The 26,407-nt window shown below is 65.4% G+C and carries 21 protein-coding genes; 7 read left to right on the forward strand and 14 right to left on the reverse strand.

Translation table 11 applies throughout. The annotated features are described in order from the left end of the window. Positions 1–36: 36 nt before the first annotated feature. Positions 37–717: a response regulator transcription factor gene (locus J7S20_RS11850; protein WP_284054432.1), complete on the reverse strand. Its 681-nt coding sequence runs from the start codon at positions 715–717 to the stop codon at positions 37–39. A gap of 34 nt (positions 718–751) precedes the next feature. Beyond that, entirely contained in the window at positions 752–1,066 is a 315-nt protein-coding gene (locus J7S20_RS11855) for a hypothetical protein (protein ID WP_430980939.1), read from the reverse strand. A 100-nt stretch (positions 1,067–1,166) separates the two neighbouring features. Here J7S20_RS11855 and J7S20_RS11860 point away from each other — a divergent pair, with 100 nt between their 5' ends. After that, positions 1,167–2,951 carry an ABC-F family ATP-binding cassette domain-containing protein gene (locus J7S20_RS11860; protein ID WP_284054434.1) on the forward strand — a complete coding sequence of 595 codons (1,785 nt, stop codon included), beginning with the start codon at positions 1,167–1,169 and terminating at the stop codon, positions 2,949–2,951. 4 nt (positions 2,952–2,955) lie between these two features. Here the strand turns inward: J7S20_RS11860 and J7S20_RS11865 are convergent, their stop codons facing one another. From J7S20_RS11865 to J7S20_RS11890, 6 genes are all read right to left on the reverse strand, one after another. Then, on the reverse strand, positions 2,956–3,969 hold the full coding sequence (locus tag J7S20_RS11865; protein WP_284054435.1) for a sensor histidine kinase: 1,014 nt from the start codon (positions 3,967–3,969) through the stop codon (positions 2,956–2,958). A gap of 108 nt (positions 3,970–4,077) precedes the next feature. Then, positions 4,078–4,890, reverse strand: coding sequence for an ATP-binding protein (locus J7S20_RS11870; RefSeq protein ID WP_284054436.1), 813 nt, complete (start codon positions 4,888–4,890; stop codon positions 4,078–4,080). A gap of 34 nt (positions 4,891–4,924) precedes the next feature. Continuing rightward, a complete protein-coding gene (locus J7S20_RS11875) occupies positions 4,925–6,925 on the reverse strand; it encodes a tetratricopeptide repeat protein (protein ID WP_284054437.1) in 2,001 nt (666 codons plus the stop codon). Positions 6,926–6,965: 40 nt separating this feature from the next. After that, positions 6,966–8,318: a PEP-CTERM-box response regulator transcription factor gene (gene prsR, locus J7S20_RS11880; protein ID WP_284054438.1), complete on the reverse strand. Its 1,353-nt coding sequence runs from the start codon at positions 8,316–8,318 to the stop codon at positions 6,966–6,968. Next, a complete protein-coding gene (gene prsK / locus J7S20_RS11885; protein WP_284054439.1) occupies positions 8,315–10,360 on the reverse strand; it encodes an XrtA/PEP-CTERM system histidine kinase PrsK in 2,046 nt (681 codons plus the stop codon). Before prsK ends, prsR begins: the two co-directional genes overlap by 4 nt. An 8-nt stretch (positions 10,361–10,368) precedes the next feature. Further along, on the reverse strand, positions 10,369–11,757 hold the full coding sequence (locus J7S20_RS11890; protein ID WP_284054440.1) for a TIGR03013 family XrtA/PEP-CTERM system glycosyltransferase: 1,389 nt from the start codon (positions 11,755–11,757) through the stop codon (positions 10,369–10,371). Between the two features lie 158 nt (positions 11,758–11,915). On the opposite strand from J7S20_RS11890, the gene J7S20_RS11895 reads away from it, so the two are divergent. After that, entirely contained in the window at positions 11,916–12,968 is a 1,053-nt protein-coding gene (locus tag J7S20_RS11895; RefSeq protein ID WP_284054441.1) for a mannose-1-phosphate guanylyltransferase/mannose-6-phosphate isomerase, read from the forward strand. Between the two features lie 23 nt (positions 12,969–12,991). Beyond that, complete coding sequence (locus J7S20_RS11900) at positions 12,992–13,303, forward strand: HNH endonuclease (RefSeq protein WP_284054598.1); 312 nt, start codon at positions 12,992–12,994, stop codon at positions 13,301–13,303. A 4-nt stretch (positions 13,304–13,307) separates the two neighbouring features. On the opposite strand, the gene hisN is transcribed toward J7S20_RS11900, so the two are convergent. Beyond that, positions 13,308–14,090 carry a histidinol-phosphatase gene (gene hisN / locus J7S20_RS11905; protein WP_284054442.1) on the reverse strand — a complete coding sequence of 261 codons (783 nt, stop codon included), beginning with the start codon at positions 14,088–14,090 and terminating at the stop codon, positions 13,308–13,310. A gap of 130 nt (positions 14,091–14,220) precedes the next feature. On the opposite strand from hisN, the gene J7S20_RS11910 reads away from it, so the two are divergent. The 4 genes from J7S20_RS11910 (at position 14,221) to J7S20_RS11925 (ending at position 18,440) form a co-directional block, all read left to right on the forward strand. After that, positions 14,221–15,261: a phospholipase A gene (locus J7S20_RS11910; RefSeq protein ID WP_284054443.1), complete on the forward strand. Its 1,041-nt coding sequence runs from the start codon at positions 14,221–14,223 to the stop codon at positions 15,259–15,261. A gap of 16 nt (positions 15,262–15,277) precedes the next feature. Further along, positions 15,278–15,844, forward strand: a complete 567-nt coding sequence (locus tag J7S20_RS11915) for a peroxiredoxin (protein ID WP_430980940.1) — start codon at positions 15,278–15,280, stop codon at positions 15,842–15,844. A gap of 162 nt (positions 15,845–16,006) precedes the next feature. Then, complete coding sequence (locus J7S20_RS11920; RefSeq protein WP_284054444.1) at positions 16,007–17,032, forward strand: GGDEF domain-containing protein; 1,026 nt, start codon at positions 16,007–16,009, stop codon at positions 17,030–17,032. A gap of 550 nt (positions 17,033–17,582) precedes the next feature. Beyond that, on the forward strand, positions 17,583–18,440 hold the full coding sequence (locus tag J7S20_RS11925; RefSeq protein WP_284054445.1) for an SDR family oxidoreductase: 858 nt from the start codon (positions 17,583–17,585) through the stop codon (positions 18,438–18,440). On the opposite strand, the gene J7S20_RS11930 is transcribed toward J7S20_RS11925, so the two are convergent. Genes J7S20_RS11930 through J7S20_RS11950 form a run of 5 tightly spaced genes read right to left on the reverse strand, consistent with a single transcriptional unit; the run spans position 18,430 to position 26,336 of the window. Beyond that, positions 18,430–19,056, reverse strand: coding sequence for a YbhB/YbcL family Raf kinase inhibitor-like protein (locus J7S20_RS11930; protein WP_284054446.1), 627 nt, complete (start codon positions 19,054–19,056; stop codon positions 18,430–18,432). The genes J7S20_RS11925 and J7S20_RS11930 overlap by 11 nt on opposite strands. Positions 19,057–19,075: 19 nt before the next feature. Next, positions 19,076–19,744, reverse strand: a complete 669-nt coding sequence (locus tag J7S20_RS11935; RefSeq protein WP_284054447.1) for a glutathione S-transferase family protein — start codon at positions 19,742–19,744, stop codon at positions 19,076–19,078. 45 nt (positions 19,745–19,789) lie between these two features. After that, a complete protein-coding gene (gene gltB, locus J7S20_RS11940) occupies positions 19,790–24,304 on the reverse strand; it encodes a glutamate synthase large subunit (RefSeq protein WP_284054448.1) in 4,515 nt (1,504 codons plus the stop codon). Further along, the gene (locus tag J7S20_RS11945) at positions 24,301–24,900 is read right to left on the reverse strand and encodes a DUF2059 domain-containing protein (protein WP_284054449.1); all 600 of its coding nucleotides are present in this window, start codon (positions 24,898–24,900) and stop codon (positions 24,301–24,303) included. Before J7S20_RS11945 ends, gltB begins: the two co-directional genes overlap by 4 nt. Then, positions 24,897–26,336, reverse strand: coding sequence for an NAD(P)-dependent oxidoreductase (locus J7S20_RS11950; protein WP_284054450.1), 1,440 nt, complete (start codon positions 26,334–26,336; stop codon positions 24,897–24,899). The genes J7S20_RS11945 and J7S20_RS11950 overlap by 4 nt, the downstream gene beginning before the upstream one ends. Positions 26,337–26,407: the final 71 nt, after the last annotated feature.

Raw genomic sequence — 26,407 nt, forward strand, 5'->3', positions numbered from 1 at the left:
GCGCCGGTTCTTCTCCTTTGCGCGAACGAGCGGGCGTTACTCCGCGGTCTGCGCTTCGTCCGGTTCTTCCAGACTGTAGCCGAGCCCGCGGATCGTAGTGATGGTGTCGGCGCCGAGCTTCTTGCGGATGCGCGTGACGAACACCTCGATGGTGTTCGAATCGCGGTCGAAATCCTGATCGTAGATATGCTCGATCAGCTCGGTGCGGCTGACCACCTTGCCCTTGTGGTGCATCAGATAGCTGAGCAGCTTGTATTCCTGTGCGGTCAGCTTCACCGGCTCGCCACCCTTGGTGACCTTGCCCGAGCGCGTGTCGAGGCGGATGTCGCCGGCGGTGAGTTCGGCCGATGCGTTGCCGCTTGCACGGCGGATCAGCGCGCGCAGCCGGGCGATCAGTTCCTCGGTCTGGAACGGCTTGGCGACATAATCGTCGGCCCCGGCGTCGAGCCCGGCGACCTTGTCCGACCAGCTATCGCGCGCCGTCAGCACGAGGACGGGCGTCGACTTGCCTTCCTTGCGCCAGCGGTCGAGCACCGTCAGCCCGTCGATTTCGGGCAGGCCGAGGTCGAGCACGATCGCGTCATATTCCTCGGTCGAGCCGAGGAAATGGCCGTCCTCGCCATCGGTGGCGAGATCGACGGCATAGCCGGCGCCTTCCAGCGTGGAGCGAAGCTGTTGGCCTAGATTGGGTTCGTCCTCGACGATCAGAACGCGCATATTGATCCTCTTGTCGGCGGGTGAGTTGGCAGGCTTATCGGTCGGTGCGGCGAATGATGCGTCCCGAACGGCCGTCGACGTCCACCCAGATCACCTCTCCATCGCGCAGGAACTTGAGCGTGTAAATGCCCGTCGCCGAATCGAAGTCGAAGCCGAGATACTGCGAATTGGGCATGTGCGGGACGACGCGCCGCTCGATTTCACGCAGCGGCAGGATGCGTCCGGCCCTGCGCGCCTCCAGGGCGGCGCTCTGGTCGCTGCGGCGATGCTGGGCATTCGCGTCGGGCGCAACAAGCCCGGTGGCGGCCAACAGGCCTGCAAGCAGACAGGATCGAACAATCATTCGCATTCTGACTGGCATAGAGGGCGCGCGTTGAACAGCCTGTGAATGCACCTGTAATCAACCACTAACTTGCGGGCGCGCGGGCGACGGCCTAACGGGGCGCGATATGGCGCCACCGATACTCAGTTATGAAGGCCTTGGGCTGGTTCAGGGCAGCGGCTGGCTGTTCCGCGGACTCGACATCCATATCGGCCAGCGCGACCGTCTGGCGCTGATCGGGCGCAACGGCGCGGGGAAGACGACGCTCCTGCGGCTGATCGCCGGCGAGATAGAGGCCGATGAAGGTCGCCGCGTCATCGTCCCCGGCACGCGCGTCGTGCTGCTCGAACAGGAACCGGCCGTCGCGCGGTACGATACGCTGATGGATTATGTGCTGTCGGGCGACGATGCCCCCGCCCGGCACGAGGCGGAAGCGATTGCCGACCAGCTCGGCATCGACCTGTCGCGCGAGGCGAAGACCGCCAGCGGCGGCGAACGGCGCCGGGCCGCGATCGCGCGGGCGTTGGCGCAGGCCCCCGACGTGCTGCTCCTCGACGAGCCGACCAACCATCTCGACATCGCCGCGATCGACTGGCTCGAGGACTGGCTCGGCCGATATTCGGGCGCGTTCGTCGTCATCAGCCACGACCGTACCTTCCTGACGCGCCTCACGCGGCAGACGCTGTGGCTCGACCGCGGCACGATCCGGCGCAACGAGGTCGGCTTCGGCGGATTCGAGGCGTGGACCGAACAGGTCCATGCCGAAGAGGCGCGCGCCGCGCAAAAGCTCGACGCCAAGCTGAAGCTGGAGGAACATTGGCTGCACCGCGGCGTCACCGCGCGGCGCAAGCGCAACATGGGCCGGCTCGAAAAGCTGATGGAGATGCGCGCCCAGCGCGCGGCCATGCTCGGCCCACAGGGCACGGCCAAGCTTGCGGTGGCGAGCGACGACAGCAAAACCAAGGTGGTGATCGATGCCAAGGGCGTTACGAAACGCTTCGAGGACCGCACGATCATCAAGGATTTCACGCTGCGCATCCAGCGCGGCGACCGGATCGGCATCGTCGGCGCCAACGGCGCGGGAAAGACGACGCTTCTCAAGCTGCTGACCGGCGAAATCGCCCCCGATGAGGGCAGCGTCACGCAGGCGAAGACGCTCGACGGCGTCATCATCGACCAGCAGCGCAGCCTGATGCAGCCCGACAAGACCGTGCGCAACGTGCTCGCCGATGGCGGCGACTGGATCGAGGTGCGCGGCGCGAAGAAGCATATCCAGGGCTATCTGAAGGACTTTCTGTTCGAACCCGGCCTCGCCGAAGCGAAAATCGGCACGCTGTCGGGGGGTGAACGGTCGCGCCTGCTGCTCGCGCGAGAATTCGCCCGCGAATCGAACCTGCTGGTGCTCGACGAGCCGACCAACGACCTCGATCTCGAAACGCTCGATCTGCTTCAGGAAGTGATCGCCGATTACGAGGGTACGGTCCTCCTCGTCAGCCATGACCGTGACTTTCTCGACCGCACCGTCACGATGACGCTCGGGCTCGACGGGTCGGGCCATGTCGATATCATCGCCGGCGGCTATGCCGATTGGGAGGCGAAGCGAAAGCCGCGCCCTGCAAAGAAGACGACGGCGAAATCGGGTGGCGGCGCTTCGCCCGCGCCGCCGAAGCAGAAGCAGACCAAGCTCAGCTACAAGGATCAGCGCGATTACGATCTGTTGCCGAAGCGGATCGAAGAACTCGATGCCGCCATCGCGCGCGACGAGGAAGCGCTTGCCGATCCGCAGCTCTATACCCGCGATCCCGGTCGCTTCGCCGCGCTGACCAAGGCGATCGAGACTGCGCGCGACGAAAAGGAGGCAGCGGAGTTGCGCTGGCTCGAGCTTGCCGAACAGGCCGAGGCGCTGGGCTGATCGCTCAGCCTGCGACGGTCAGCGTCACTGTGGTTCCATTGGGGCCGCTGTCGGTCGCCAGCGTTCCGCCAGCCTGACGCGCAAAGGCGTCGATCAACCGCTGGCCCAGTCCACCGTCGCTGGTCGGCTGCGGCATTTCCTTCGGCAGGCCGACCCCGTCATCGGCAACTTCCAGCACATAACCGCCGTCGATGGTGCGAAAGGCGACACGAATCTCACCTCGCTCGCGCCCGGCAAAGGCGTGTTTGGCCGCATTGGTCACGAGTTCGTTGACGAGCAGTCCGATCGAAACCGCCTCGTCGCGCGACATTGCCGCTGCGTCGGTTTCGCAGCGAAGCTGGACCGCGCCGTGCAGCAGCAGCGCCTCGCGCAGCGCATCGCACAGATCGCCCAGATATTTGTCGATCTGTACCGACCCCGGCGCGCTGTGGCCGCGGTAGAGATGACGGTGCGCACGGGCGATGCTTTCGACGCGGTTGAGCGCGCTGCCCAGCGCATCGGCGGTCGCGCCGTCGCGCGCACGTCGACGCTGCATGTCGAGCATGCTGGTGACCACGGCGAAATTGTTCTTCACCCGGTGGTCGAACTCGGCGAGGAACAGGTCGCGCTCCTCGATCTGGCGGTCGCGTTCCTCGACGGCGTGGCGGGTCGCGACGCGAAACCGCTCCGCCAGCAGGATGACGAGCAGATAGGCGAGCGTATTGACCACCGCGCGCGGGCGATCGGTCGGGTCGGCGAAGACGAACGACCCGTGCACCGGCAGCGCGAAATACCAGGCATAGAAGCTGGTGATACCGGCCGTCAGCAGCCCGCTCTGCCACCGCCCGAACAGCGTTGCGACCAACACTGCGGCATAGCCTAGTGAGAACGGCCCCGAACTGGGCGCAACGGTGTCCACCAGCATCCGCACGACATAGGCGGCAGCCGCGCACATCACCGCGAAACCGATCTGCGACATCCAGACGGGAGCAAAGGGCGACAGCCGGTCCGGAACGTCGAGTTCGCCTAATCGGGCCATGATCGGTACAGGGGCTCAACGACCGCGCAAGTCAAGATAATTGCGCGGTTAATCTTGTGTCGCTCAACCGACGCTGCCTGATTTGCGACGAACCGACGGGCGGGGCCGCTAGAGCGCCTTGCCCGACCGGCCGGCGAGATCGACGACATATTGCCAGGCCACGCGGCCAGATCGGCTGCCGCGTCGGGTTGCCCAGCCGATCGCTTCGACCGGATCGAAATCCAGCCCGTAGCGGCTGGCATAGCCCTCGACGATGGCGAGATACTGGTTCTGGTCGATGGCGTGAAAGCCGAGGCTGAGGCCGAAGCGGTCGGCGAGCGCGAGCTGATCGTCGATGCTGTCGCGCGGATTGATCGCGCTTTCCTGTTCGGCGATGTCGCGCGGGACCAGATGCCTGCGGTTGGCGGTGACGATCAGCCGGGCATTGACGGGCCGCGCCTCGGCGCCGCCTTCGAGCAGCGAACGCAGCGCGCGTGCCTCGCCGATGCCGTCGAAGCCGAGATCGTCGATGAAGACGGCAAAGGCACGCTCGACCGGGGCGATTGCGGCGAACAGCGCGGGCAAGGTGTCGAGCCTGCCCGTCGCCTCGACCAGCGCGATATCGGCGCCTTCGCCTTGCAGCGCGCCGACGATGCTTTTGACCAGCGCCGATTTGCCGGTGCCACGCGCCCCCCATAGCAGCGCGTCCTGCGCCGCAACTCCGCGCGCCAGCCGTTCCAGATTGTCGTGCAGCGCGCCCTTCTGGGCTTCCAGCCCCTGAAGCAGATCGAGCGGCAGCGGCGTAAAGGCGCGCGCCGCGACCAACGCCTCGCCATGCCACAGATAGGCCGGATGCGCGGTCGCGTCGGCCGGGCGCGGCGGCGGTGGCGCGATACGCTCGAGCGCGTCGGCAATACGGGCGAGTGGCTCTCGATCGGTCATCACGCGCGCCGGTATAGCCCGCTGGCGCGTGCGCTCAAGCGAGGTGCTTCAGCAGCGCCTGCGCGGCATCGCGATCGCCGAACCCGGGGTTCGCCAGCGCCAGCCGGATATTGGCGACCGCGTCCTTCTTTCGGTCCAGCGCGGCATAGACCTGGCCGAGGTGCCAGCGAAGCCCGGCATGATCGGGCGCGATTGCTACCGCCTTTTCGATCAGCTGCCGTGCGCCGTCGTCATCGCCCGCTTCGAACATCGCCCAGCCATAGGCGTCCGCGACCGCCGGATTGGCGGGGGCGAGCGAATAGGCGGCGGCGGCGTAGCGGCGCGCTGCATCATGCTCGCCGGCCGCGCCATAGGCCGAGGCGAGGTCGCTCAACAGACCGGCATCGCGGTCGCCGATGCGCGACCGCAACGCTTCCAGCGTCACGATCGCCGAATTGGCGTCGCCTGCGGCAAGCTGCCACTTGCCCGCGAGACGAAGCGCGGTGCTGTTTTCCGGATTCTGCGACAGGAACAGCGCGAGCGCGTCGCGCGCGGCCGCACTTTCTCCCGCCGCGTCGCGTGCCTCGACAAGGCGCAGCATCGTCGACTCGTCGAACCGCAGATCGGCTGCGCGGGCATAGGCGCTTGCGGCGTCGCCAAAGCGCTTCATCGCCATCAGCACGTCACCGACAAGCAACTGTCCTTCGGGTGCGCCCGGCGCATCCTGCGCCGCCTGGCGAGCGCGCGAGAGCGCGGTTCGCGTGTCGCCATGGTCGAGCAGCGCACGAACCAGCGGCACCACCGTATCGGCCGCCTCCGGCGTTTCCGCGGCATCGGCGCTCAGCACGGCAAGGCTGTCATCGGCGCCGAACGTGTCCGACTGGCCGGTTGCGGGCATCGCCGCTCGGTCGAGCAGATGCGCCGCCATCACACGGTTGCCCGCTGCTTCGAACGCGCGTGCGGACAGGGTCAGCGTATAGGCGTCGGCGTCGGCACGCTGCGCCATGGGTTTCAGGATGTCGAGCGCATCGCTCGCCGATCCCGCACGCAGATAGGCAAGCGCCAGCAACTTGCGTGCGGAAAGGTTCATCGGTTGCCGCGCGACCAGTTCGCGCAGAGTCTCGGTCGCCTGACCATAGCTGCCCGTTTCGACAAGGACCGCGCCTTGAAGCAGCAGCGCACCGGGCAGGTCGGACAGCGCGTCGCCCGCGCGTTGCAGGATGGACCGGGCAAGGTCGTATTTGCCCGCGCGGGCCGCGAGTACGGCCTGCAGATAATAGCCTTGCGGGCTTCCGGGGCGCGCCAGCATCGCCTTGCGGACCGCCGCCAGCATGTCGGTGTTGCGCCCGACATCGCCCAGCGTCGCGGCATATTCGATCAACGCGTCGTGGCGCCACGGATCCTGCCGCAGCGCCGCCTCGAACCAGGGAAGGGCTGCGACCAGGCCGAATTGTTCGCGCACCATCTTGCCGCGCAGCACCAGCGCTTCGGCATCGTCGCGGTCCGTCGCCACGGCGCGGCGGCTGGCGTCGATGGCGCCGGCCAGATTGCCGTTTTCGAACCGCATTTCGCCGAGATCGGTCCAGATGCGCACATCGTGCGGCGCAATCGCCAGCGCCTGCGCAAATGCCCGTTCCGCGCCGGCAACATCTCCCTGCGCGGCAAGCGCCATCGCGCGGATACGCAACGTATAGCGAAGATAGCGCGGATCGGCCTTGTCGAGCGCGGCAAGCGCCTGCTCGGTCTGTCCTTGAAGCAGATAGGCATGGGCATAGAGCTGATAGCTGCGGCGTTTGTCGAATCCGGCGCTGATCGCGCGGTCGAGCTCGCCCTCCGCCGCGACACCTTCGCCGAGCGCGAGCTGGCTGCGGGCGAGCACGGCATGGGCAAGACCCCAGTTCGATGCCTCCTGCGTCGCCTTGAACGCCTGCGATCGCGCGGCGCTTGCATTTCCCGCCTTCAGATAGGTCAGGCTGCGCGCCAGCGCGTCGCGCGCCGCCATGTCGTCCGCACGCGCCGCACCCGGCATTGTCGTCAGTACCAGCAGCGCCAGCATGATAAATGCGCCCGCGAAGCGACGGATGGGGAAAGCCGGTTCAGGGCTGGAGGTCATAATTCTTCATCAGGTCGTAGAGCGTCGGGCGGCTGATGCCGAGCAGGCGCGCGGTGCCGGAAATATTGCCTTCGCTCCGCGCGAGAGCGTGGCGGATCGCCTTGCGGTCGGCGCGTTCGCGGATCGCCTTCAGGTTGATCGGTTCGCCTTCGTCCTCGAAATCGAGGTCGGCGGCGGTGACCAGTTTGCCGTCGGCCATGATGACCGCGCGCTTGATACGGTTTTCCAGCTCGCGGACATTGCCGGGCCAGTCGTGCCCGTCGATCGCGCTCAGCGCGTCGGGCGCGAAACCCTTCACCGGGCGCTTCATCCGTTCGGCATATTTGTTGAGGAAATGCCGCGCGAGCAGCACGGCATCACCCGGCCGCTCGGCAAGCGCGGGGATGCGCACGACGATTTCTGCAAGACGGTAGTAGAGATCCTCCCGGAAGCGACCGTCGGCGACCATCGCATCGATGTCCTGATGCGTCGCACAGACGATGCGCGTATCGACCGCAATCGCCTTGCGTCCGCCGATCCGTTCGATGACGCGCTCCTGAAGAAAGCGCAGCAGCTTCACCTGCAGCGCAAGCGGAATGTCGCCGACCTCGTCGAGGAACAGCGTGCCCCCGCTCGCCTGTTCGATCTTTCCCTCGGTGGTCTTCACCGCGCCGGTAAAGGCGCCCTTTTCATGGCCGAACAGCTCGCTTTCGAGCAGCGTTTCGGGAATGGCGGCACAGTTGATCGCAACGAACGCGCCGTCCTTGCGCGGGCTTTCGTCGTGCAGCCCGCGCGCGAGCAGTTCCTTGCCCGACCCGCTGGCGCCGAGCAGCATCACCGACACATCGGCATCGGCGACGCGCTCGACCGTGCGCGTGACCTTCAGCATTTCGGGCGCGGCGGTAATCATGCCGCCAAGCGCGGTCGTGCCCTCGACGCGTTCGGCGAGACGACGATTTTCCGCTTCCAGTGCGTGGACGTGGAAGGCGCGCGATACGATCAGGCCCAGCGCGTCGATATCGATGGGTTTCATGTAGAAGTCCCAGGCACCGGCGGCGATCGCGCGAAGTGCGCTTTCGCGTTCGCCGTGACCCGATGCGACGATGATCTTGGTGTCAGGGGCAAGGCTGCGGATCGACTCCAGCGTGACGAAGCCCTCCGACACGCCATCGGGATCGGGCGGCAGGCCAAGGTCCAGCGTCACGACCTGCGGTTCTTCGGCGCGCAGTTGCGCGATCGCCGAGGCGCGGTCGGAAGCGACGAAGATGTCATAGCCTTCATACGCCCAGCGGAGCTGGCGCTGCAGGCCCGGATCGTCCTCGACGATAAGAAGGCGTGGCTTCGTATCGGCGGTCATGCCGCTCTCCCCATGTCAGAAGTCTCCGCGCCCGGTACGGGCAGCGTCAGGCGAAAGCGCGTGCCTTCACCCTCGCGGCTGGCCACGTCGAGCGTGCCGTCCATTGCCTGCGCGAGCTGCAGCGATTCGAACGCGCCGATGCCGAAACCGCCCGCCTTGGTGGATACGAATGGCCGGAACAGCCGGTCGCGGATAAAGCCCGCGGACATCCCGCAGCCCTCGTCGATCACGTCGATGGCGACCTCACCGCCGGCGCGCGACACGGCGATCGTCACCGGCTTTTCCGCCGGGCTGGCCTCGAGCGCGTTCTGGACGAGATGGCCGAGCAATTGTTCAAGCCGGACCGGATCGGCGATCGCCACTGCCTGGGGCGCGCCGACGACCACGACCGGGTGCTGCGCGCGCCGCGCAGAAGCCACGCGCTCGACGAGCGCGGCGACATCGACCGCTTCGCGCGACCCGACCTTGCCGCCATGCTGCGACAATCGCGCGAGCAGGGCGCTCATGCGCTCGGCCGAATCGGTCAGCGTGGCGACCATGTCGGCGCGGAATTCGGGATTGTCGGCGTGGCGTTCGGCGTTGCGCGCGACGAGCGTCAACTGGCTGACGAGGTTCTTGATATCGTGCAGGATGAAGGCGAAGCGCCGGTTGAATTCCTCGAATCGCTGCGCTTCGCCCAGCGCCGCCTGCGCGCGCTCCTCGGCGAGATAGCTTGCGACCTGCCGTCCGGCGATGCGCAGCAGGTCGAAATCCTCCCAATCGAGCGCACGGTCGATCGGCGGGCGCGCGAGCAGGATCGCGCCGGTCAACCGCCCGAAATGGATGAGCGGCACCAGCACCCAGGCTTCGGCCAGGTTGCGCATCCATTCGGGGGTCGCTTCGTCGCCGCTTCTGCCCCGGCCCGCGCGCACCGCATCGAGTTCGATGATATGTCCGGTTGCGGCGAGATGCCCCGCAAGCGCGCCGTCCGCGCCCTTGGCGGGCAGCTCGCCGGCATTCCAGTTCCACACCGGACCGATTCCCAGTCGGTCGCCATCGGGCACGAGCAGCAATCCGGCAGGCGATTCGGTCAGGTCGGCGATGGCCTTGACGATACGCTCGCCGAGCGGCGTCGCGCTTTCGGGATCGCCGAGCGTGTCGGTGAAACGGACCCATTCCGCGCGATAATCGTAGCGATGCCGGAACAGGTGCTTGGCAAGCTTCACCCGCGCCCAGGCGCGAAGCCAGGGTGTTGATACCAGCGTCAGTATCGCAGCGGTCGATCCGAATACGAATGCCGTTTGCAGGATGCGTGCATGTGCGCCTCCGACCGCGGCCAATGCGCTTGTGGCCACGGCGAGCACGGCCAGATAGAGGCCGATCGCCACGACCGACAGCGACTGATAGGTGAAGGTGCGTGATACGCGCACCGTCCAGTCGCCGCGATGCTGCAGCGCCACGGCGAATATCGCGGCCGCGACGAGCATCGCCAGCCCGCGTGCGACGCCGAGTTCGGCGGGCCAGTTGCCGCTCAGATAGGCGACTGCGAATATCAGGCAGTCGGCGCACCACATCACGGCAATGCCCAACAGGATCACGCGTGTCGCGCGCGCGGTGGTGGCGTACAGATTCTGGAGGATCACCAGCGACGCGACGCAGGCCAGCATCCTGAACAGCAATGCGGCGGATGTGGTAGGCGTCGCGATCCTCGCCGGAGCACCGGTCGCGGCGAGCGACAAGATCATGCCGCCGACAAAGACCAGCGCGACCACGCCGTAGACGAGCCGCAGCGCACGCAGAGGATGGTCGCCTTCGCCGCGGCGATGGAGCATCAGGATAAACGTCAGCCACGACAGGTTGCGCAGCCCCTCGACCAGATCGGTCGCCGCCTCGTTCGGCCCGATTCCCGCCACGCCCAGCGCCCAGAGCGTCGTCACCGCCAACGCCACGCCGAGCGTCAGCCGTGCGGGTAGCGCGTCGTCGCGTCTGATCGTCCACAGCGCGAGCGCGGCGAACAGCAGCGCCGCAAGAGCATGTGTCCACAGGGTCAGCGTCGCGGCCATGACGGGCCTCAGCGCGCGCCTTCGGGGAACAGCACGACCCGGATCGTCTGGAGCAGGATCAGCAGGTCGAGAAAGGGCGAGTAGTTCTTCGCGTAATAAAGGTCATATTCGAGCTTCTGCCGCGAATCCTCGATCGACGCGCCGTAAGGATAGTTGATCTGCGCCCAGCCGGTAATTCCCGGCTTCACCATGTGCCGCTCGGCATAATAGGGCAGCTTCTGTTCGAGATCGTCGACGAATTGCGGGCGCTCGGGACGGGGGCCGACAAAGCTCATCTCGCCCTTCAGCACGCTCCAGCACTGCGGCAGCTCGTCGATGCGCGTCTTGCGGATGAACCGGCCCACCCGGGTGATGCGCGGATCGTCCTTTTCGGCCCATACCGCCTTGCCCGGCGTTTCGGCGTCGATCCGCATCGAGCGCAGCTTGATGATGTCGAATCCGACATTGTACAGCCCCACGCGGCGCTGGCGGTAGAAGGCAGGTCCCTTGCTGTCGATCTTGACGACCAGCGCCGTCAGCAGGATCAACGGCAGTGCGAGCGTCAGAAGCGTCAGGCTGGCCAGGACGTCGAACAGCCGCTTGAACATGCTCGACAACATGCGGCTCGACGAGAACCCGTCGGAAAAGATCAGCCAGCTCGGATTGACGCTGTCGAGGTCGACGCGCCCCGTCTCGCGCTCGAGAAAGGTCGAGATCTCGTTGACGTGAACGCCGGTGGTCTTGACCCGCAACAGGTCCTTGAGCGGCAACGCATTGCGGCGTTCCTCGAGCGCGAGGACGACTTCGGAGGCGTTGAGCAGGACGACATGGTCGGCAAGGTTATAGATCGCATCGCGCGCGATCGCTTCGGGGATGATGCGGTTGGCCTCGTTCATCGAGACATAGCCGACGACGACGAACCCGGCGCCGGGCGTCCGCGACAACTGCTTGATTCGCGCAGCCCTTGGCCCTGCGCCGAGCACGACGACGCGACGTTTGAAGGCCTGGCTACCCAGCGTCTTGCCGAGCAGGATGCGCAGCAGCACCAGCAGCACGAATGCGAGCGCCATCGCGTAGAGCAGGTTCGACCGCCAGAAGGTAAGGGCGGGTACCAGGAAGAATATCAGGCTGAGAAACGTCGTGCCGAGCGACACCGCAACCAGCAGGCGCGCCGTCGCGAAGCGCAGCGATTGCAGGGCGTCGGCGCCGTACACGCCGACCGCGATCATCGCGAGTTCGAGCGCTACCGCAAAACTCAGCAACTGCGGAATGCGGGTGTAGATCGGTTCGGTCTGCATGCCGATCTGGCTCGCACGGATCACCCAGCCCGCCTCTGCCGCCGCGACGAGCAGGGTAATATCGAGCAGACCGAGCAGCAGCACGGCATTGGGGACGTAGTGCTTGAACAGCCTGATCATCCGTCCGCGACCTTCCCTGGTGTAAAATTCACCGACACAGGAACGGCTGTGACAAAAATTGGCAAAGAAATACTGAACAATGCGGGCGAAGGGCCGACAATTCTTGGTTTGACGCGGTCGATCGCCTGCCCCTAACTGCTCGTATCAAAGGAGCCGGGATGTCGTCTATCATTACACCTGTCATTCTGTCGGGCGGCACCGGAACGCGGTTGTGGCCGATGTCCCGGCCCGAACGACCCAAGCAATTGCTGCCGCTGACCGCCGACGCGACGATGCTGCAACTGACGGCGGGCCGGACCGGCGATGCGGAGCGTTTCGCGAGACCCATTGTCGTCGCCAATGCGCGCCATGCCGATACGATCGAGGCACAGTTGCGCGATGTGGAGGCCGATGCGCAGGCGCTGGTGCTCGAGCCGATGGGGCGCAACACCGCGCCCGCAATCGCGCTGGCGGCAATCGCGGCAGGGGGCGACAGCACGCCGATCCTCGTCATGCCGTCCGACCATGTCATTGCCGATGCTGATGCCTTTCGAGCGGCGATCGCCAAAGCGTTGCCGCTCGTCGAACAGGGTTGGCTGGTCACCTTCGGGATCGGGCCCGAATCGCCCGAAACCGGCTATGGGTATATCGCGGTCGGCGACGAACTGGCGCCCGGTGTGTGTAAGGTCCGTCAATTCGTCGAGAAGCCCGACCGCGAGCGCGCGGAGGCGATGCTTGCAGCGGGCGATCATGTCTGGAACGGCGGCATTTTCCTGTTTCGCGCCGATATCTATCTTGGCGCGCTTTCGACCTATCAGCCGGACATGGTCGTCGCTGCACAGCAGGCGATGGACAAGGCGAGGCGCGAGGGCAAGCGGATCTATCCCGATGCCGATGCCTTTGCCGCATCGCCCGCCGATTCGATCGATTATGCGGTGATGGAAAGGGCGGAGCGCGTGGCGGTGGTGCCGGTCAGCATGGGCTGGAGCGATGTCGGCAGCTGGGACGCGCTCCATGCGCTGAGCGAACATGATGCCGGCGGCAATGCCTGTTCGGGAGAAGTGATCGCGATCGATACCGAGAACTGCCTTGCTCGCAGTGACGGCGCGCGAATCGCGATGGTCGGGGTCCGCGACCTTATCGTGGTGGCGAGCGGCGACGATATCCTCGTCCTGCCGCGCGGCCGTTCGCAGGAGGTCAAGAAGCTGATCGAGGCCATGAAGGACAGATGAGCGGGCGCGTCCGCCGCAAGCGGATGCTCGCCGAAGCCGATCGTCTGCAAATCGCGGCGCCCGAGCCCGAACGTTGCGCGCTTTGTCGGCGACCGCTTGGTGCGCGTGTCGAATGGCACCATGGCGTGCCGAAGAGCCGGGGCGGGCGGAGGACGGTAGCGGTTCATCCGATCTGCCACCGCACGATCCATGCAAGCTTCACCAACGCCGAGCTCGAGCGGTTCGGGGGTGGCGACCTGACCGCGCTGCGCGATCATGCCGAGATCGTTCGCTTCCTCGACTGGATTGCCGACAAGCCGCCCGATTTCCACGCGCCGACGCGGCGCAAGCGCTAGGTCATCAATGCCCGCGGCAGGCGAGCGCCTCCAGGATGTCATCGATCCGCGCCGCATCGCCCGCGGCGATCACTTCTCCGTTGCTCCCCGCGTGCAGCGGGTCGCCCGACCAGTCGCACATCCGGCCGCCGGCGCCTTCGATCACGGGCACGAGTGCGGCGAAGTCATAGAGTTTCAGCCCTGCCTCTACGACGATATCGAGATGGCCGGACGCGAGGCAGGCATAGTTGTAACAGTCGCCGCCGAGCACGGTGCTGCGTACCTTGGCGTCGAGATGTTCGAAGGCGTGAAGCTGGCCGTCGCCGAACAGCGCCGGAGAGGTCGTCGCCAGCAATGCCTGGGATAGTTCGCGGCACGCCCGGCTCTTCGCGGGCTTGCCGTTGAAGGTCGTGCCTTGCCCCGCCATCCCGATCCAGCGTTCGTCCAGGATCGGCTGGTCGATCACCCCCAGGACCGGCCATCCATCGTCGAGCAGTGCGATCAGCGTGCCGAAGATCGGCCGCCCGGCGATAAAGGCGCGCGTGCCGTCGATCGGGTCGAGAACCCAGGTCCGGCCGCTCGATCCCTCTCGCTCGCCTTCCTCTTCGCCGACGATGGCGTCGCGCGGTCGTTCGGCGACGATCAGGCTGCGCATCGCTGCTTCGGCCGCCTTGTCGGCGAGCGTGACGGGCGAGTCGTCGGCCTTGGTCTCCAGCCCATGTTCGGCGCGGAAATAGGGGCGGATCGCGGCGCGCGCGGCATCGGCGAGCTGTTCGGCGAGGACGCGGTCGGAAGGGGTTATCGTCATGGTTCCCGTGTCCCTATCGCAGTGCACACGCGCTGGCTATGCTCGCGGCGACCCGAAGGGGGCGGGGTTATGGACTGCAAGGGGGAAGAATGACCGGCGATTGTCACATTGCATTGCCAGACATGCTGGCATGAATCCGCAAGCCGCTTTTGCGCTCGCTGCGCTCGCATTCGCCTCGCCGGTAGCCGCGCAGGTGCGCGTCGTTCCCGAACAACCGGCAAGCGCCGCCGCTGCCGCCGACGGCGTCGACATCTATTTCGTCAACGAAGGCGATGCGGCGGAGCCCGCAACGCCGCCTGCGCGGATCACGGTCACCGCAGCCGATGGTACGCGGCTTACTCTCGACAGGGCGCCGGGCGCAGCGCCCACCATAGCGCCGGGCGGATTTGCGAAGCTGCGCTACGTGCCGGCGCAGGCTGTTGCCAAAGCCCCTCCACGCGGGTCGGCCGCTGCCGCCGAAACCACCATGTTGTCGTCAACCGGCGCATCGTCCGGCATTCTCGATCGGTTCGCGCCGCACGAGCCGACCTATGGCGCGTTCGGTTTGAACGATGCGGGCGGCAAGTTGCAGATAAGCTTCGCCTTTCGGCCGTTCGAAGGCACGGGCGCGCTCGACGGCGTGCGCTTCGCCTATACCCAGACGATGTTCTGGGCGGTCGACGAACCCTCGGGTCCGTTTCGCGCGACGATCTACAGCCCCGAACTCTATTACGAGCGCGCCGTCGGCGACGATCTGGTTGCCGCAGCAGGTTATCGCCACGATTCGAACGGGCGCGGCGGGATCGCTTCGGTCGATGTGAACCGGATTTTCATCCGCGCGTCCAAGCGGTTCGATCTCGGCGGCGACTGGCAAGCCGAATTGTCGCCCGAGGCGTGGCTCTATGTCGGCAAGCTCTCTCGCCAGGAACGGATCGGCGATTATTGGGGCTATACCGGCCTGGGCGCGTCGATCGAGCAGGAAGACGGGTTGAAGGTCGCGCTACATGCGCGTGGCAACCCCGTCACCGGCAAGGGAAGCGGTGAGCTGTTCGTATCCTATCCGCTCGTCGATCTGGGGGCGGGAACCGGCTTCTACCTGTTCGGACAGGCATTCACCGGCTATGGTGAAGCGCTGGATGATTACCGTGTCGCCGACACGCATGCCCGTCTGGGTATCGCGTTGACGCGTTGATCGCCGTTACCGGAGAATGACGATGCGCCTTCCGCTGTTTCTCGCCGCACTGGCCCTTCCGCTCGCCGCGCCGGCTTACGCCGCCTTGAACGAAGGCGCACGCGCACCTGATTTCACGACCGACGGTGCCATCGCCGGAAAGTCGTTCCACCTCCATCTTGCCGAACAGCTCAAGAAAGGGCCGGTGGTCCTGTATTTCTTCCCGGCGGCATTCACCGGTGGCTGCAATGCCGAGGCCAAGGCGTTCGCGCAGTCGATCGACAAGTTCAAGGCGGCGGGAGCGACGGTGATCGGCATGTCCGCGGACTCGGTGCCACAGTTGAAGAAATTCTCGACCGCGCATTGCGCCGGCAAGTTCGCCGTGGCCAACGCCTCGCCAAAAGTAATCGCCGATTACGACGTTTCGCTCGGCCAGACATTCAAGACGCCGGAAGGCGTTGAACGTGCGGTCACCGACCGGACCAGCTATGTCATCGCCCCCGATGGCACGATCATCTACGCGCATTCCGATATGAGCCCCGCAGGCCATATCACGGGCACGCTGGCCGCGGTTCGCAAATGGCGCGCCGATCATCCGCGGTAACCGGCGGACGCACCTCGTTTCGGCCGTGCGCCCCCTGCTTATGCTTTCCAAAGAATGAAATAGTCGCTCACCCGATCTTAGCAGTTTGGCGGTAGCCGGTGCTCAACTGGAGCTGCGCATCCGCAAGGCGGCGCGCAGGACTGTCTTGGGGAAAGGGTGGCAATGCTTGCTTGGCGTCCGGCCAGCAATGATCGCGCGGAACCGGCGGCAGACCTGTTCGACCGGATCGGCGCGTTCCTTCGCGACCAGCGCCTGCAACCCAATCCGGCGAATTACACCTTTGCATATCATGTCCTGAGCGATCCCGAAGGAGCGCTGGCCAAGGCCGTCGCACGGCTGACCGACGGCGGCATCCGACTGACGCGCGAAGAAGTCGAATCGCTTGGCCACCAGATTGACGGCACGCGGGCGGGCAACGGAGCCGAACTGGGCCGAAAACTCGTTGCACAGGCGCAGATGCAGGTCGCCGGGTTCGAGGATATGGTTCACCGGATGCGCAGCGAAACGGCCGATTTCGGCAAGGATATCGAGGCGAGTACCGCGGCGCTGCGTGAAAGCAGCGCGGAGACGGGCCGGATCACGGTCGACAATATCGTCGAAATCGCCGCCAACATGGTTGAACGGGTCGAAATTGCCGAGGGCCGGCTGGAGGCGGCGACCCGCGAAGCTGCCGACCTGCGCTCGCAGCTGGAAGAGGCGCAGGACAATGCGCGGCGCGATCCGCTGACCGAGTTGCCCAACCGGCGTGCCTTCGAAGAGGCATTCGCCGAACTGGACGCGACCGACAGTAGCGCCTGTCTCGCCGTTTGCGACGTCGATCATTTCAAGGACGTCAACGATCGGTTCGGCCACGCCGTCGGCGACCGGGTGCTCCGCGCGATCGGTGCGCAATTGGCCGAAAGCTGTTCGGGACACCTCGTCGCTCGCTATGGCGGCGAGGAGTTTGCGGTGCTTCTGAGCGGTGTTGGCTCCGCGCGGGCGAAAGAGATCATCGAATCCGCGCGGCAGGCGATCGCCGCAAAGCGCTATCGCCAGCGTGAAACGCACGAACCGCTTGGCGAAATCACCGTTTCGGCCGGCCTGACCGAGATCGGTAGCGGCGAGACGTTCGCGCAAGTTTTTCAGCGCGCGGACGAGTTGTTGTACCGGGCCAAGCTCGAGGGACGGAACTGCCTGCACCTCGACTAGGTGAATTTTCCTAATTTGCCGGAAAAATTACAACACGGAATTGGCGTGAAATTCCGAACCCACCAAGCTTAAAAATAAAAGTCGTTCAATATCAGCATGATGTAGAACTGGCACGCCTGATGCAATGTCTCTGGCATCCACGCCGGATGGTCCGGTCGATGGAAACAGACCAGGGAGATACACCAATGTTTGCTCAGTTCGAAACCGCCCAGCGTTCGCTCGTCGCCTTTGCCGGCGCCGTATTCGCCACCGCGCTGCTCGTCGCCGCTGCGACCCCCGTCATCCCGATCGCCTGATCGAAACAACGCCAACCCAGCTTCGGAGACACGCCATGATCCGCTCGCTTGTAATCGGCTTCGCATCGTTCGGCCTGACCGCCGTCATGATCCTCGCCAGTGCTACGCAGGGCTCGCCACTGATCGGCTGAGCCCTGCCGCGCCCCGGCCACTGCCGGGCGCATTCGCCGGTTCGCCGGCCCTGTTACCGGGAACAGGACTGTCGCCCGATCGGTTTTCCGTAGCGATCCCAACGCGTTCGCAGGAGGACCGACATGAGCGACCCCGACACCATCGACATGATCCACGAAGACGGCCTGCCCGGCCATGAGAGCGGGTTGAGCCAAAAGCCCGACTGGGAGCCGCGCTATCGCGGCTCCGGCCGGCTGGAAGGCAAGGTCGCCATCGTCACCGGTGCCGACAGCGGCATCGGCCGTGCCGTCGCCGCGCTCTATGCGCGCGAGGGCGCCGATGTCGCGATCGTCTATCTGTGCGAACATGACGATGCCGAAAAGACCGCGGAAATCGTTCGCGACGAAGGCCGCCGCGCGCTGCTTCTCGCCGGAGATCTGGGCGAGGACGGCTTTTGCAAGGAGGTCGCCGCGAAGGTGATGGCCGAATTCGGCCGTATCGACATTCTCGTCAACAATGCCGGCGAACAGCATCCCGATCAGGACATCATCGACATTACCGAAGAGCAGCTTCGCCGCACCTTTCAGACCAACATCTTCGCGATGTTCTTTCTGACGCAGGCGGTGCGCCCGCATCTGAAAGAGGGTGCGGCCATCGTCAACTGCACATCGGTGACGATGTACAAGGGTTCGAAGGAGTTGCTCGATTATTCCTCGACAAAGGGCGCGATTACCGCGTTCACGCGCAGCCTTTCGGAAAACCTGATCGACGACGGGATTCGTGTGAACGCGGTCGCGCCGGGACCGATCTGGACGCCGCTCAACCCGAGCGGAGGCGCAAGCAGGGAAAAGCTGAAGCATTTCGGAGAAGGCACGCCGATGGGCCGTCCCGGCCAGCCGAACGAGGTCGCGCCGGCGTTTCTTTTCCTCGCCTGCGAGGATGCCAGCTACATGTCGGGGCAGGTGCTCCACCCCAATGGCGGGATGGTCGTCAACGGGTAGGTATGGCCGCCTTTGCGCTGGTGGTGCCGGCCGGCGCGCGTTCGCCGCGCGAATAGGTGCCGGTCAGCACGCCGGCCGCCAGCACACAACCTGCCATCGCCTTGACCACCGCGGACCGCCCGGGATTTGCACCGGCATCGGGGCATTGGCCGAGCGCGAAGATCTGAAAGGCATAGGTGTGGACGCCGTGTCCGGTCGGCGGATCGGGTGGCAGCCAGCCTTCGCCGAAATAGCTGTTGCGGCCGACGTCCCGCTCATCGTTGCCCTGCGCGCCGTCCTCGCGGATCGCGCCTTCCTTCAGCTCGCCGTCGCTGCCCGGCAGGTTCCATACCACGGCGTGGACCAGCGGTCTGGGCGCGGGGGCGTCGGCATCCTCGACGATCAGCGCGATCCGCTCGGTACCCTCTGGAACCCCCGTCCAGAACAGCGGCGGTGATACGCCTTCGCCATCGGCGGTGAAGCGTTCGGGCAGCCGCGCACCATTGGCAAAGGCTGGGCTGGCCAGGCGAATCGCGTCGAAACTGCCGAGTTCGGGCCGGGTGATGACGAGCTGGTCTGCACCAGCGCGCAGGCCCTTGATCGCCTGTCCCAGCCAGCGCGGTACATGTTCGAGCATCGTTTGCCGGTCTCCCTTGTTACAGGTCGAGCTTTTCGTAATCCGCAGGCGGCGTAATCCCCACCATCCGCTCGGCGAGCAGCGGGCGCATCGTCGGGCGGCTCTTCATGCCGATATACCAGCGCTTGGCCTGTTCGTGACTCTTCCAGTCGATGCCGCCCAGATAATCGGCCACCGAAATCTGGGCCGCGGCGGCCAGATCGGCAAGGCTCATCGTCGATCCGCCGAGCCACGAGCGGTGATCGAGCAGATAATCGATATAGTCGAGATGCGCGACGGCGGCCTTCATCGCCTCGCGCAGCAACCGGGCATCGGGCGCCGCGCGGTGGACGATGCGCTTTTCCATCCGTTCCTGCAGCAGCGGGGCGGTGATGTCGCGGTAGAATTGCGTGTCGAACCACGCGACGAGCCGACGGATTTCGGCGCGGTCGGCGGCAGTGCCGCCAAGCATCACCGATTTTTCGACCGTCTCCTCGAAATATTCGCAGATCGCGACCGAATCGATCAGCCGCGTACCGCGATCACCGATCATCACCGGCGTCTGGCCGGCGGGATTGATGTCGAGGAACTCGTCGCGCCGTTCCCACGGAAATTCGCGCACCGGTTCGTAACCGACGCCCTTTTCAGCGAGCAGCAGCCGGACCTTGCGCGAGAAGGGGCAGAGCGGGAATTGATGAAGTTGCCACATCGCATCCCGCTTTAGCGGCGCAGACTCGCCTGTGGAAGCCTTCGCCTATTCCGCGGCGACGACCGCTTCGGCATCGTCGAGCGGATGCGGCAGCCGGCCGAGCATTTCTTTCGGCACGACCTGCCAGAACGCCCCGCGCACCTTGTCCCAGTCGTCGAGCAGTTCGGCCGCCCATTTGCTGTCGGTTGCCTGCGCATGGTCGCTGATCAGGTTCTTGAGCACCGATTCCCAGTGGAGCGACGACAATCGCTGCCAAACGATATTGTCCGGGTTCGCGCGGCGTTCGAAGCTGCCATCGGCGTCGTACACGAACGCCATGCCGCCGGTCATGCCCGCGCCGAAATTCGATCCGACCTTGCCGAGCACGACGGCATAGCCCCCGGTCATATATTCGCAGCCATTGGCGCCGCAGCCTTCGACCACGACATGCGCGCCCGAATTGCGGACGGCGAAGCGCTCGCCCGCCTGACCGGCCGCGAACAGCCGCCCGGCGGTGGCGCCGTAGAGCACGGTGTTGCCGATGATCGTATTGTCCTGGCTGGCGAGCGGCGAACTGACCACCGGGCGGACGATGATCGTACCGCCGGACAGCCCCTTGCCGACATAGTCGTTGGCGTCGCCGAAGACCTCCAGCGTGATGCCCTTGCACAGGAACGCGCCGAGCGATTGGCCCGCCGACCCGCGCAGACGGACCTGAACATGGCCGTCGGCGAGCTTCTGCATTCCGAACTTGCGCGTGATCTCGCTCGACAGCCTTGTGCCGACCGCGCGGTGCGTGTTGCGCACGCTATAGGTCAGCTGCATCTTCTCGCCGCGCGTGAAGACGGCGGCTGCGTCCTTTATCATCTGCGCATCGAGGCTGTCGGGTACCTCGTTGCGGAAGGTGTTGAGGCTGAAGCGCCGTTCGGCATCTTCGGCATCGACCTTGGCGAGGATCGGGTTGAGGTCGAGATCGTCGAGATGCTCGGCGCCGCGGCTGACCTGGCGCAGCAGCTCGGTACGGCCGATCACCTCGTCGAGGCTCTTGCAGCCCAACCGGGCAAGGATTTCGCGGACCTCTTCGGCGATGAAGGTCATCAGGTTGATGACCTTTTCGGGCGTCCCGGTGAACTTGGCGCGGAGCCGCTCGTCCTGCACGCATACGCCGACGGGGCAGGTGTTCGAATGGCATTGGCGCACCATGATGCAGCCCATTGCGACAAGGCTGAGCGTGCCGATGCCGAATTCCTCGGCGCCGAGGATCGCGGCGATGACGATGTCGCGCCCCGTCTTCAGTCCGCCATCGGTGCGCAACCGCACGCGACCGCGCAGATTGTTGAGCGTCAGCGTCTGGTTGACCTCGCTCAGCCCCATTTCCCACGGCGTGCCGGCATATTTGATGCTGGTCTGCGGGCTGGCGCCGGTGCCGCCGGTATTGCCCGAGACGAGGATGACGTCGGCATGCGCCTTCGCGACGCCGGCCGCGACGGTGCCGATGCCGGCGCTCGATACCAGCTTCACGCAGACCCGCGCCTTGGGGTTGATCTGCTTCAGATCGTAGATGAGCTGCGCAAGATCCTCGATCGAGTAGATATCGTGGTGCGGCGGCGGCGAAATCAGCATCACGCCCGGCGTCGCGTGGCGCAGCTTGGCGATGAATTCGGTGACCTTGAACCCGGGAAGCTGGCCGCCCTCGCCGGGCTTGGCGCCCTGCGCGACCTTGATCTCGATTTCCTCGCACGCGTTCAGATATTCGGCGGTCACGCCGAAGCGCCCGCTCGCGATCTGCTTGATGACCGAATTGGCGTTGTCGCCATTTTCGTAAGGCGTGTAGCGGCTCTTGTCCTCGCCGCCTTCGCCCGACACCGCCTTGGCGCCGATCCGGTTCATCGCGATCGCCAGCGTCTCGTGCGCTTCCGGGCTCAGCGCGCCCAGGCTCATGCCCGGCGTGACGAAGCGCTTGCGGATTTCGGTGATCGCCTCGACCTGGTCGATCGGCACGCCTTCGTCGGGGAAATTGAACTCCATCAGGTCGCGGAGATAAACGGGCGGCAGGTCGCGCACCCCGCGCGAAAATTGCAGATAGCTCGAATAGCTGTCGGTGCCGACCGCAGTCTGCAACAGGTGCATCAGCTGCGCCGAATAGGCATGCGTCTCGCCGCCGTAGCGCTGGCGATAGAAGCCGCCGATGGGCAGCGTCGCCACCGCCTTGTCGAACGCGGCTTCGTGGCGGTCGCTGGCGTTGACGTAGAGCGAGGCATAACCCTCGCCCGAAATCTTTGCCGGCATGCCCGGGAACAGGTCGTTGACCAGCGCGCGGCTGAGCCCGACCGCTTCGAAATTATAGCCGCCGCGATAGCTGGAGATCACCGCGATCCCCATTTTCGACATGATCTTCAAAAGGCCGTCACCGATCGCGGTGCGATGGCGCCTGAGACATTCGTCGAGCGAGAGGTCGCCGAACAGGCCACGCTCATGCCGGTCGACGATCGCCGCTTCGGTCAGATAGGCGTTCACAGTCGTCGCGCCGACGCCGATCAGCACGGCGTAATAATGCGTGTCGAGGCATTCGGCGGTGCGCACGTTGATCGAGGCATAGGAACGAAGGCCACGCCGCACGAGATGCGTGTGAACGGCAGCCGCGCTCAGCACGCCAGGAATCGCGACGCGGTCGGGGCCGATATGTTCGTCGGTCAGGAACAGTTCGGAACGGCCCTCGCGCACGGCCTGTTCGGCCTGCGCGCGGATGCGCTGGATAGCCGCGCGCAGCGATTCGTGCCCGGCGCCGGCTTCGAACGTGCAGTCGATCTCGGCCGCCTGTCCCTCGAAATGCGCCTTCAGCCGTGCCCATTCGGCACCGGTCAGCACTGGCGAATCGAGCACCAGCACCTTGCCCGGTCGCTTGTGCGAATCGAGGATATTGTCGAGATTGCCGAACCGCGTGTTGAGCGACATCACATGGCGCTCGCGCAGGCTGTCGATCGGCGGGTTGGTGACCTGGCTGAAATTCTGGCGGAAGAACTGACTGATCAGCCGGGGCTTGTCCGACACGACGGCGAGCGGCGTGTCGTCGCCCATCGATCCGACCGCTTCCTTGCCCTGTTCGACCATCGGCGAGAGGATCAGCTCCATATCCTCCAGCGTCTGTCCCGCCGCGACCTGCCGCCGCGCCAGCTCAGCGCGGTCGAAGCGCACCGTGGCGTAGGAAGGCGCCTCGGGAAGGTCTTCGACGGTCAGGAAGTTGCCGATCATCGAGGCATAATCGGCCTCTCCGGCAATGCGGTCCTTCAATTCGCGGTCGTGGAACACCGCGCCTTCGTCGAGATCGACCGCGACCATCTGGCCCGGGCCGAGCCGACCCTTTTCGAGCACGTTCGATTCGGGAACGACGACCATGCCGGTCTCCGACCCGACGATCAGCAGCCCGTCATTGGTGCGTGTATAGCGCAGCGGACGCAGCGCGTTGCGGTCTAGCCCGGCAACCGCCCAGCGGCCGTCGGTCATCGCGAGCGCCGCCGGCCCGTCCCACGGCTCCATGACGCTGGCGAGATACTGGTACATCGCGCGGTGCGCCTCGGGCATGTCGTCCTGCCCGCCCCATGCCTCGGGAATCAGCATCAGCTTGGTCGTCGGCGCGTCCTTGCCGGAGCGGCAGATTGCCTCGAACACCGCATCGAGAGCGGCGGTGTCGGACGCGCTCGCCGGGATCACCGGCTTGATGTCCTCCGAATGCTCGCCGAACGCGATCGAGGCCATCTTGATCTCGTGGCTGAGCATCCAGTTGCGGTTGCCGCGGATCGTATTGACTTCGCCATTGTGCGCGAGGCAGCGGAACGGCTGCGCCAGCCACCATTGCGGAAAGGTGTTGGTCGAATAGCGCTGGTGGAAAATCGCGACGCGGCTCTCGAACCGCTCGTCGTTGAGGTCGGGGTAGAAGTCCGACAGGCTCTCGGCGAGGAACAGCCCCTTGTAGATGATCGAGCGGCAGCTGAGCGAGCAGATGTAGAAGCCCGAAATCTGGGCCGCGATAACGCGCTTCTCGATCCGGCGGCGGACGAGATAGAGCTCCTTTTCGAACTCGGCGCAGTCCATCTCCTCGGGCATCGGCCCGGCGATCATGATCTGCTCGATCTCGGGCCGTGTCTCCTGCGCCTTGCGGCCGATGACCGAGACGTCGACTGGCACCTGGCGCCAGCCATAGATGGTGTAGCCCGCGTCGATCAGTTCCGATTCGACGATCGTGCGGCAGCTTTCCTGCGCATTAAGATCGGTGCGCGGCAGGAAGACCATGCCGACCGCGAGGCGGTTGGGCAGCACCTTGTGCCCCGACGAATCGATCGCGTCGTCGAAAAAGCGGTGCGGCAGATCGACATGCAGCCCTGCGCCGTCGCCGGTCTTGCCATCGGCATCGACTGCGCCGCGGTGCCACACGGCGCGCAATGCGTCGATCGCCGAGGAAACGACGCGGCGCGAGGCGCGCCCATCGGTCGAGGCAACGAGCCCGACGCCGCAGGCATCGGATTCGAATTCGGGACGATACATGCCCTCACGGGCAAGGCGGAGGCGTTCGGTTTCGTTCATTGGCTACCGTTCTTCGAATTCGCCGCCTTCAGCTTGGCGACGAGGTCCTTGGTGTCCTGCTGGGCATGCTGCATCGACTGTTTCATCAGTTTCTGCTGCCACGCGGCGACGTCGGGATCGCTCATGATCGTTATCGACTTTTCCAGATAGGCCTTGCCGGTCGGCGTGGCGAAGAACTTCCGCAGATCGGCGAGCTGTTTGGCATCGAAGCGGCGCGCATAGGCATGCGCGATCGCGTCGACCATGCCTGGCATGTTCTCGCGAAGCATCGTGATCGCCTGCTCCATCTGGGCCTTCATATAGTTCTGAAGGATCGGCTTCGCCTGAGGGTTTGACTGAAGCGCGGAGTCGATCTGCGGACTCTGCATGATGCCTCGCTGAATATTTGCCATCATCGGCCTCAGCATCCCCTCGACCATGGCCTGACGCCGCTCGGGCGGCATCATCTCGCCGAGCAGCTTCTGCGCGGCGGCAAGACGCGCGGGATCGACCGCGGCAGCGGCGCTCGTCTGCGCGTCGGCGGAAGCCGTCTGTGCGTGGAGCGGCAGCGGCGCCATCAGCGCAAGCGCAGGCATAAGAGTTTTCACGATAGTCATGCGGCTTTCCTCTCCGATGTCGCCTTGGCCTTCAGCCAGGCGTGCATGTGGTCGGCGACATCGCGACCGTCGCGGATCGCCCACACGACCAGACTGGCCCCGCGGACGATGTCGCCGGCAGCGAACACGCCGTCCATGCTCGTCATCATCGTCTTGTTATCGACGCGCAGCGTACCCCAGCGCGTGACGCCGAGATCGGGTGCACCGAAAAGCTTTGGCAGGTCTTCGGCATCGAAACCGAGCGCCTTTACCACCAGGTCGGCGGGCACGGTGAAGTCGCTGTCGGGCTCGGGTTCGGGCGCGCGTCGACCGCTCGCATCGGCGGCGCCCAGCCGCATCCGCGTAGCGCGCACGGCGGTGACCCGGTCATCGGCGTCGAACGCCTGCGGTGCCGACAGCCAGACGAACTCGACGCCTTCGTCCTCGGCATTGCCGACCTCGCGCTGCGATCCGGGCATGTTGGCGCGGTCGCGGCGATAGAGGCATTTCACCGATTTCGCGCCCTGGCGGACGGCGGTGCGGACGCAGTCCATCGCCGTGTCGCCGCCGCCGATGACGACGACATTCTTGCCGGCGGCGTTCAGGCTGCCATCCTCGAATTCGGCGACGGTGTCGCCAAAACCCTTGCGATTCGACGCCGTCAGAAAGTCGAGCGCCTCGACAACGCCGTTGCTGCCGATGCCGGGCGCCTTGATGGCGCGGGGCTTGTACACGCCCGTGGCGACAAGCAGCGCGTCATGGCGGTCGCGCAATTCGTCCATCGTCGCGTCGCGGCCGACCTCGAAACTTTCGTGGAAAACGATGCCGCCGTCCTTCAGTCGCTGGACGCGGCGCATCACCACTTCCTTTTCGAGCTTGAAGCCGGGGATGCCATAGGTCAGCAGCCCGCCCGCGCGGTCATGCCGGTCATAGACATGGACCTCATATCCCAGAACGCGCATATATTCGGCGGCCGTCAGGCCGGCCGGCCCGGCGCCGATCACACCGACCGACTGGCTGCGTTCGGGCCCGGGCACGACGGGTTCGACCCAGCCCTCTTCCCAGGCGGTGTCGGTGATGAACTTCTCGACCGATCCGATGGTGACCGCACCATGGCCGGAAAACTCGATGACGCAATTGCCCTCGCACAGCCGATCCTGCGGGCAGATGCGGCCGCAGATCTCGGGCATGGTCGAAGTGCTGTTGGACAGCTCATAGGCTTCGCGCAACCGGCCCTCTGCGGTCAGGCGCAGCCAGTCGGGGATATGGTTGTGCAGCGGACAGTGGACCGAGCAATAGGGCACGCCGCACTGCGAGCAGCGCCCCGATTGTTCCTCGGCCCTGTCGACGGCATAGCGCTCGGCAATCTCCTTGAAATCGCCTGCACGCGCACCCGGATCGCGCTTATCCGGATAGGCTTGCTCCGTACCGACAAATTTGAGCGTCGCGTCCGCCATGAGGTCCCCATTGCTGCTGGATGGTGCGCCGCATAGCGCGCGCAGCCGCCAGAGTCACGGGAAAAGCTGCA

This window comes from Stakelama marina (genome assembly GCF_018122655.1).
GTDB classification, from domain to species: domain Bacteria; phylum Pseudomonadota; class Alphaproteobacteria; order Sphingomonadales; family Sphingomonadaceae; genus Sphingomonas; species Sphingomonas marina.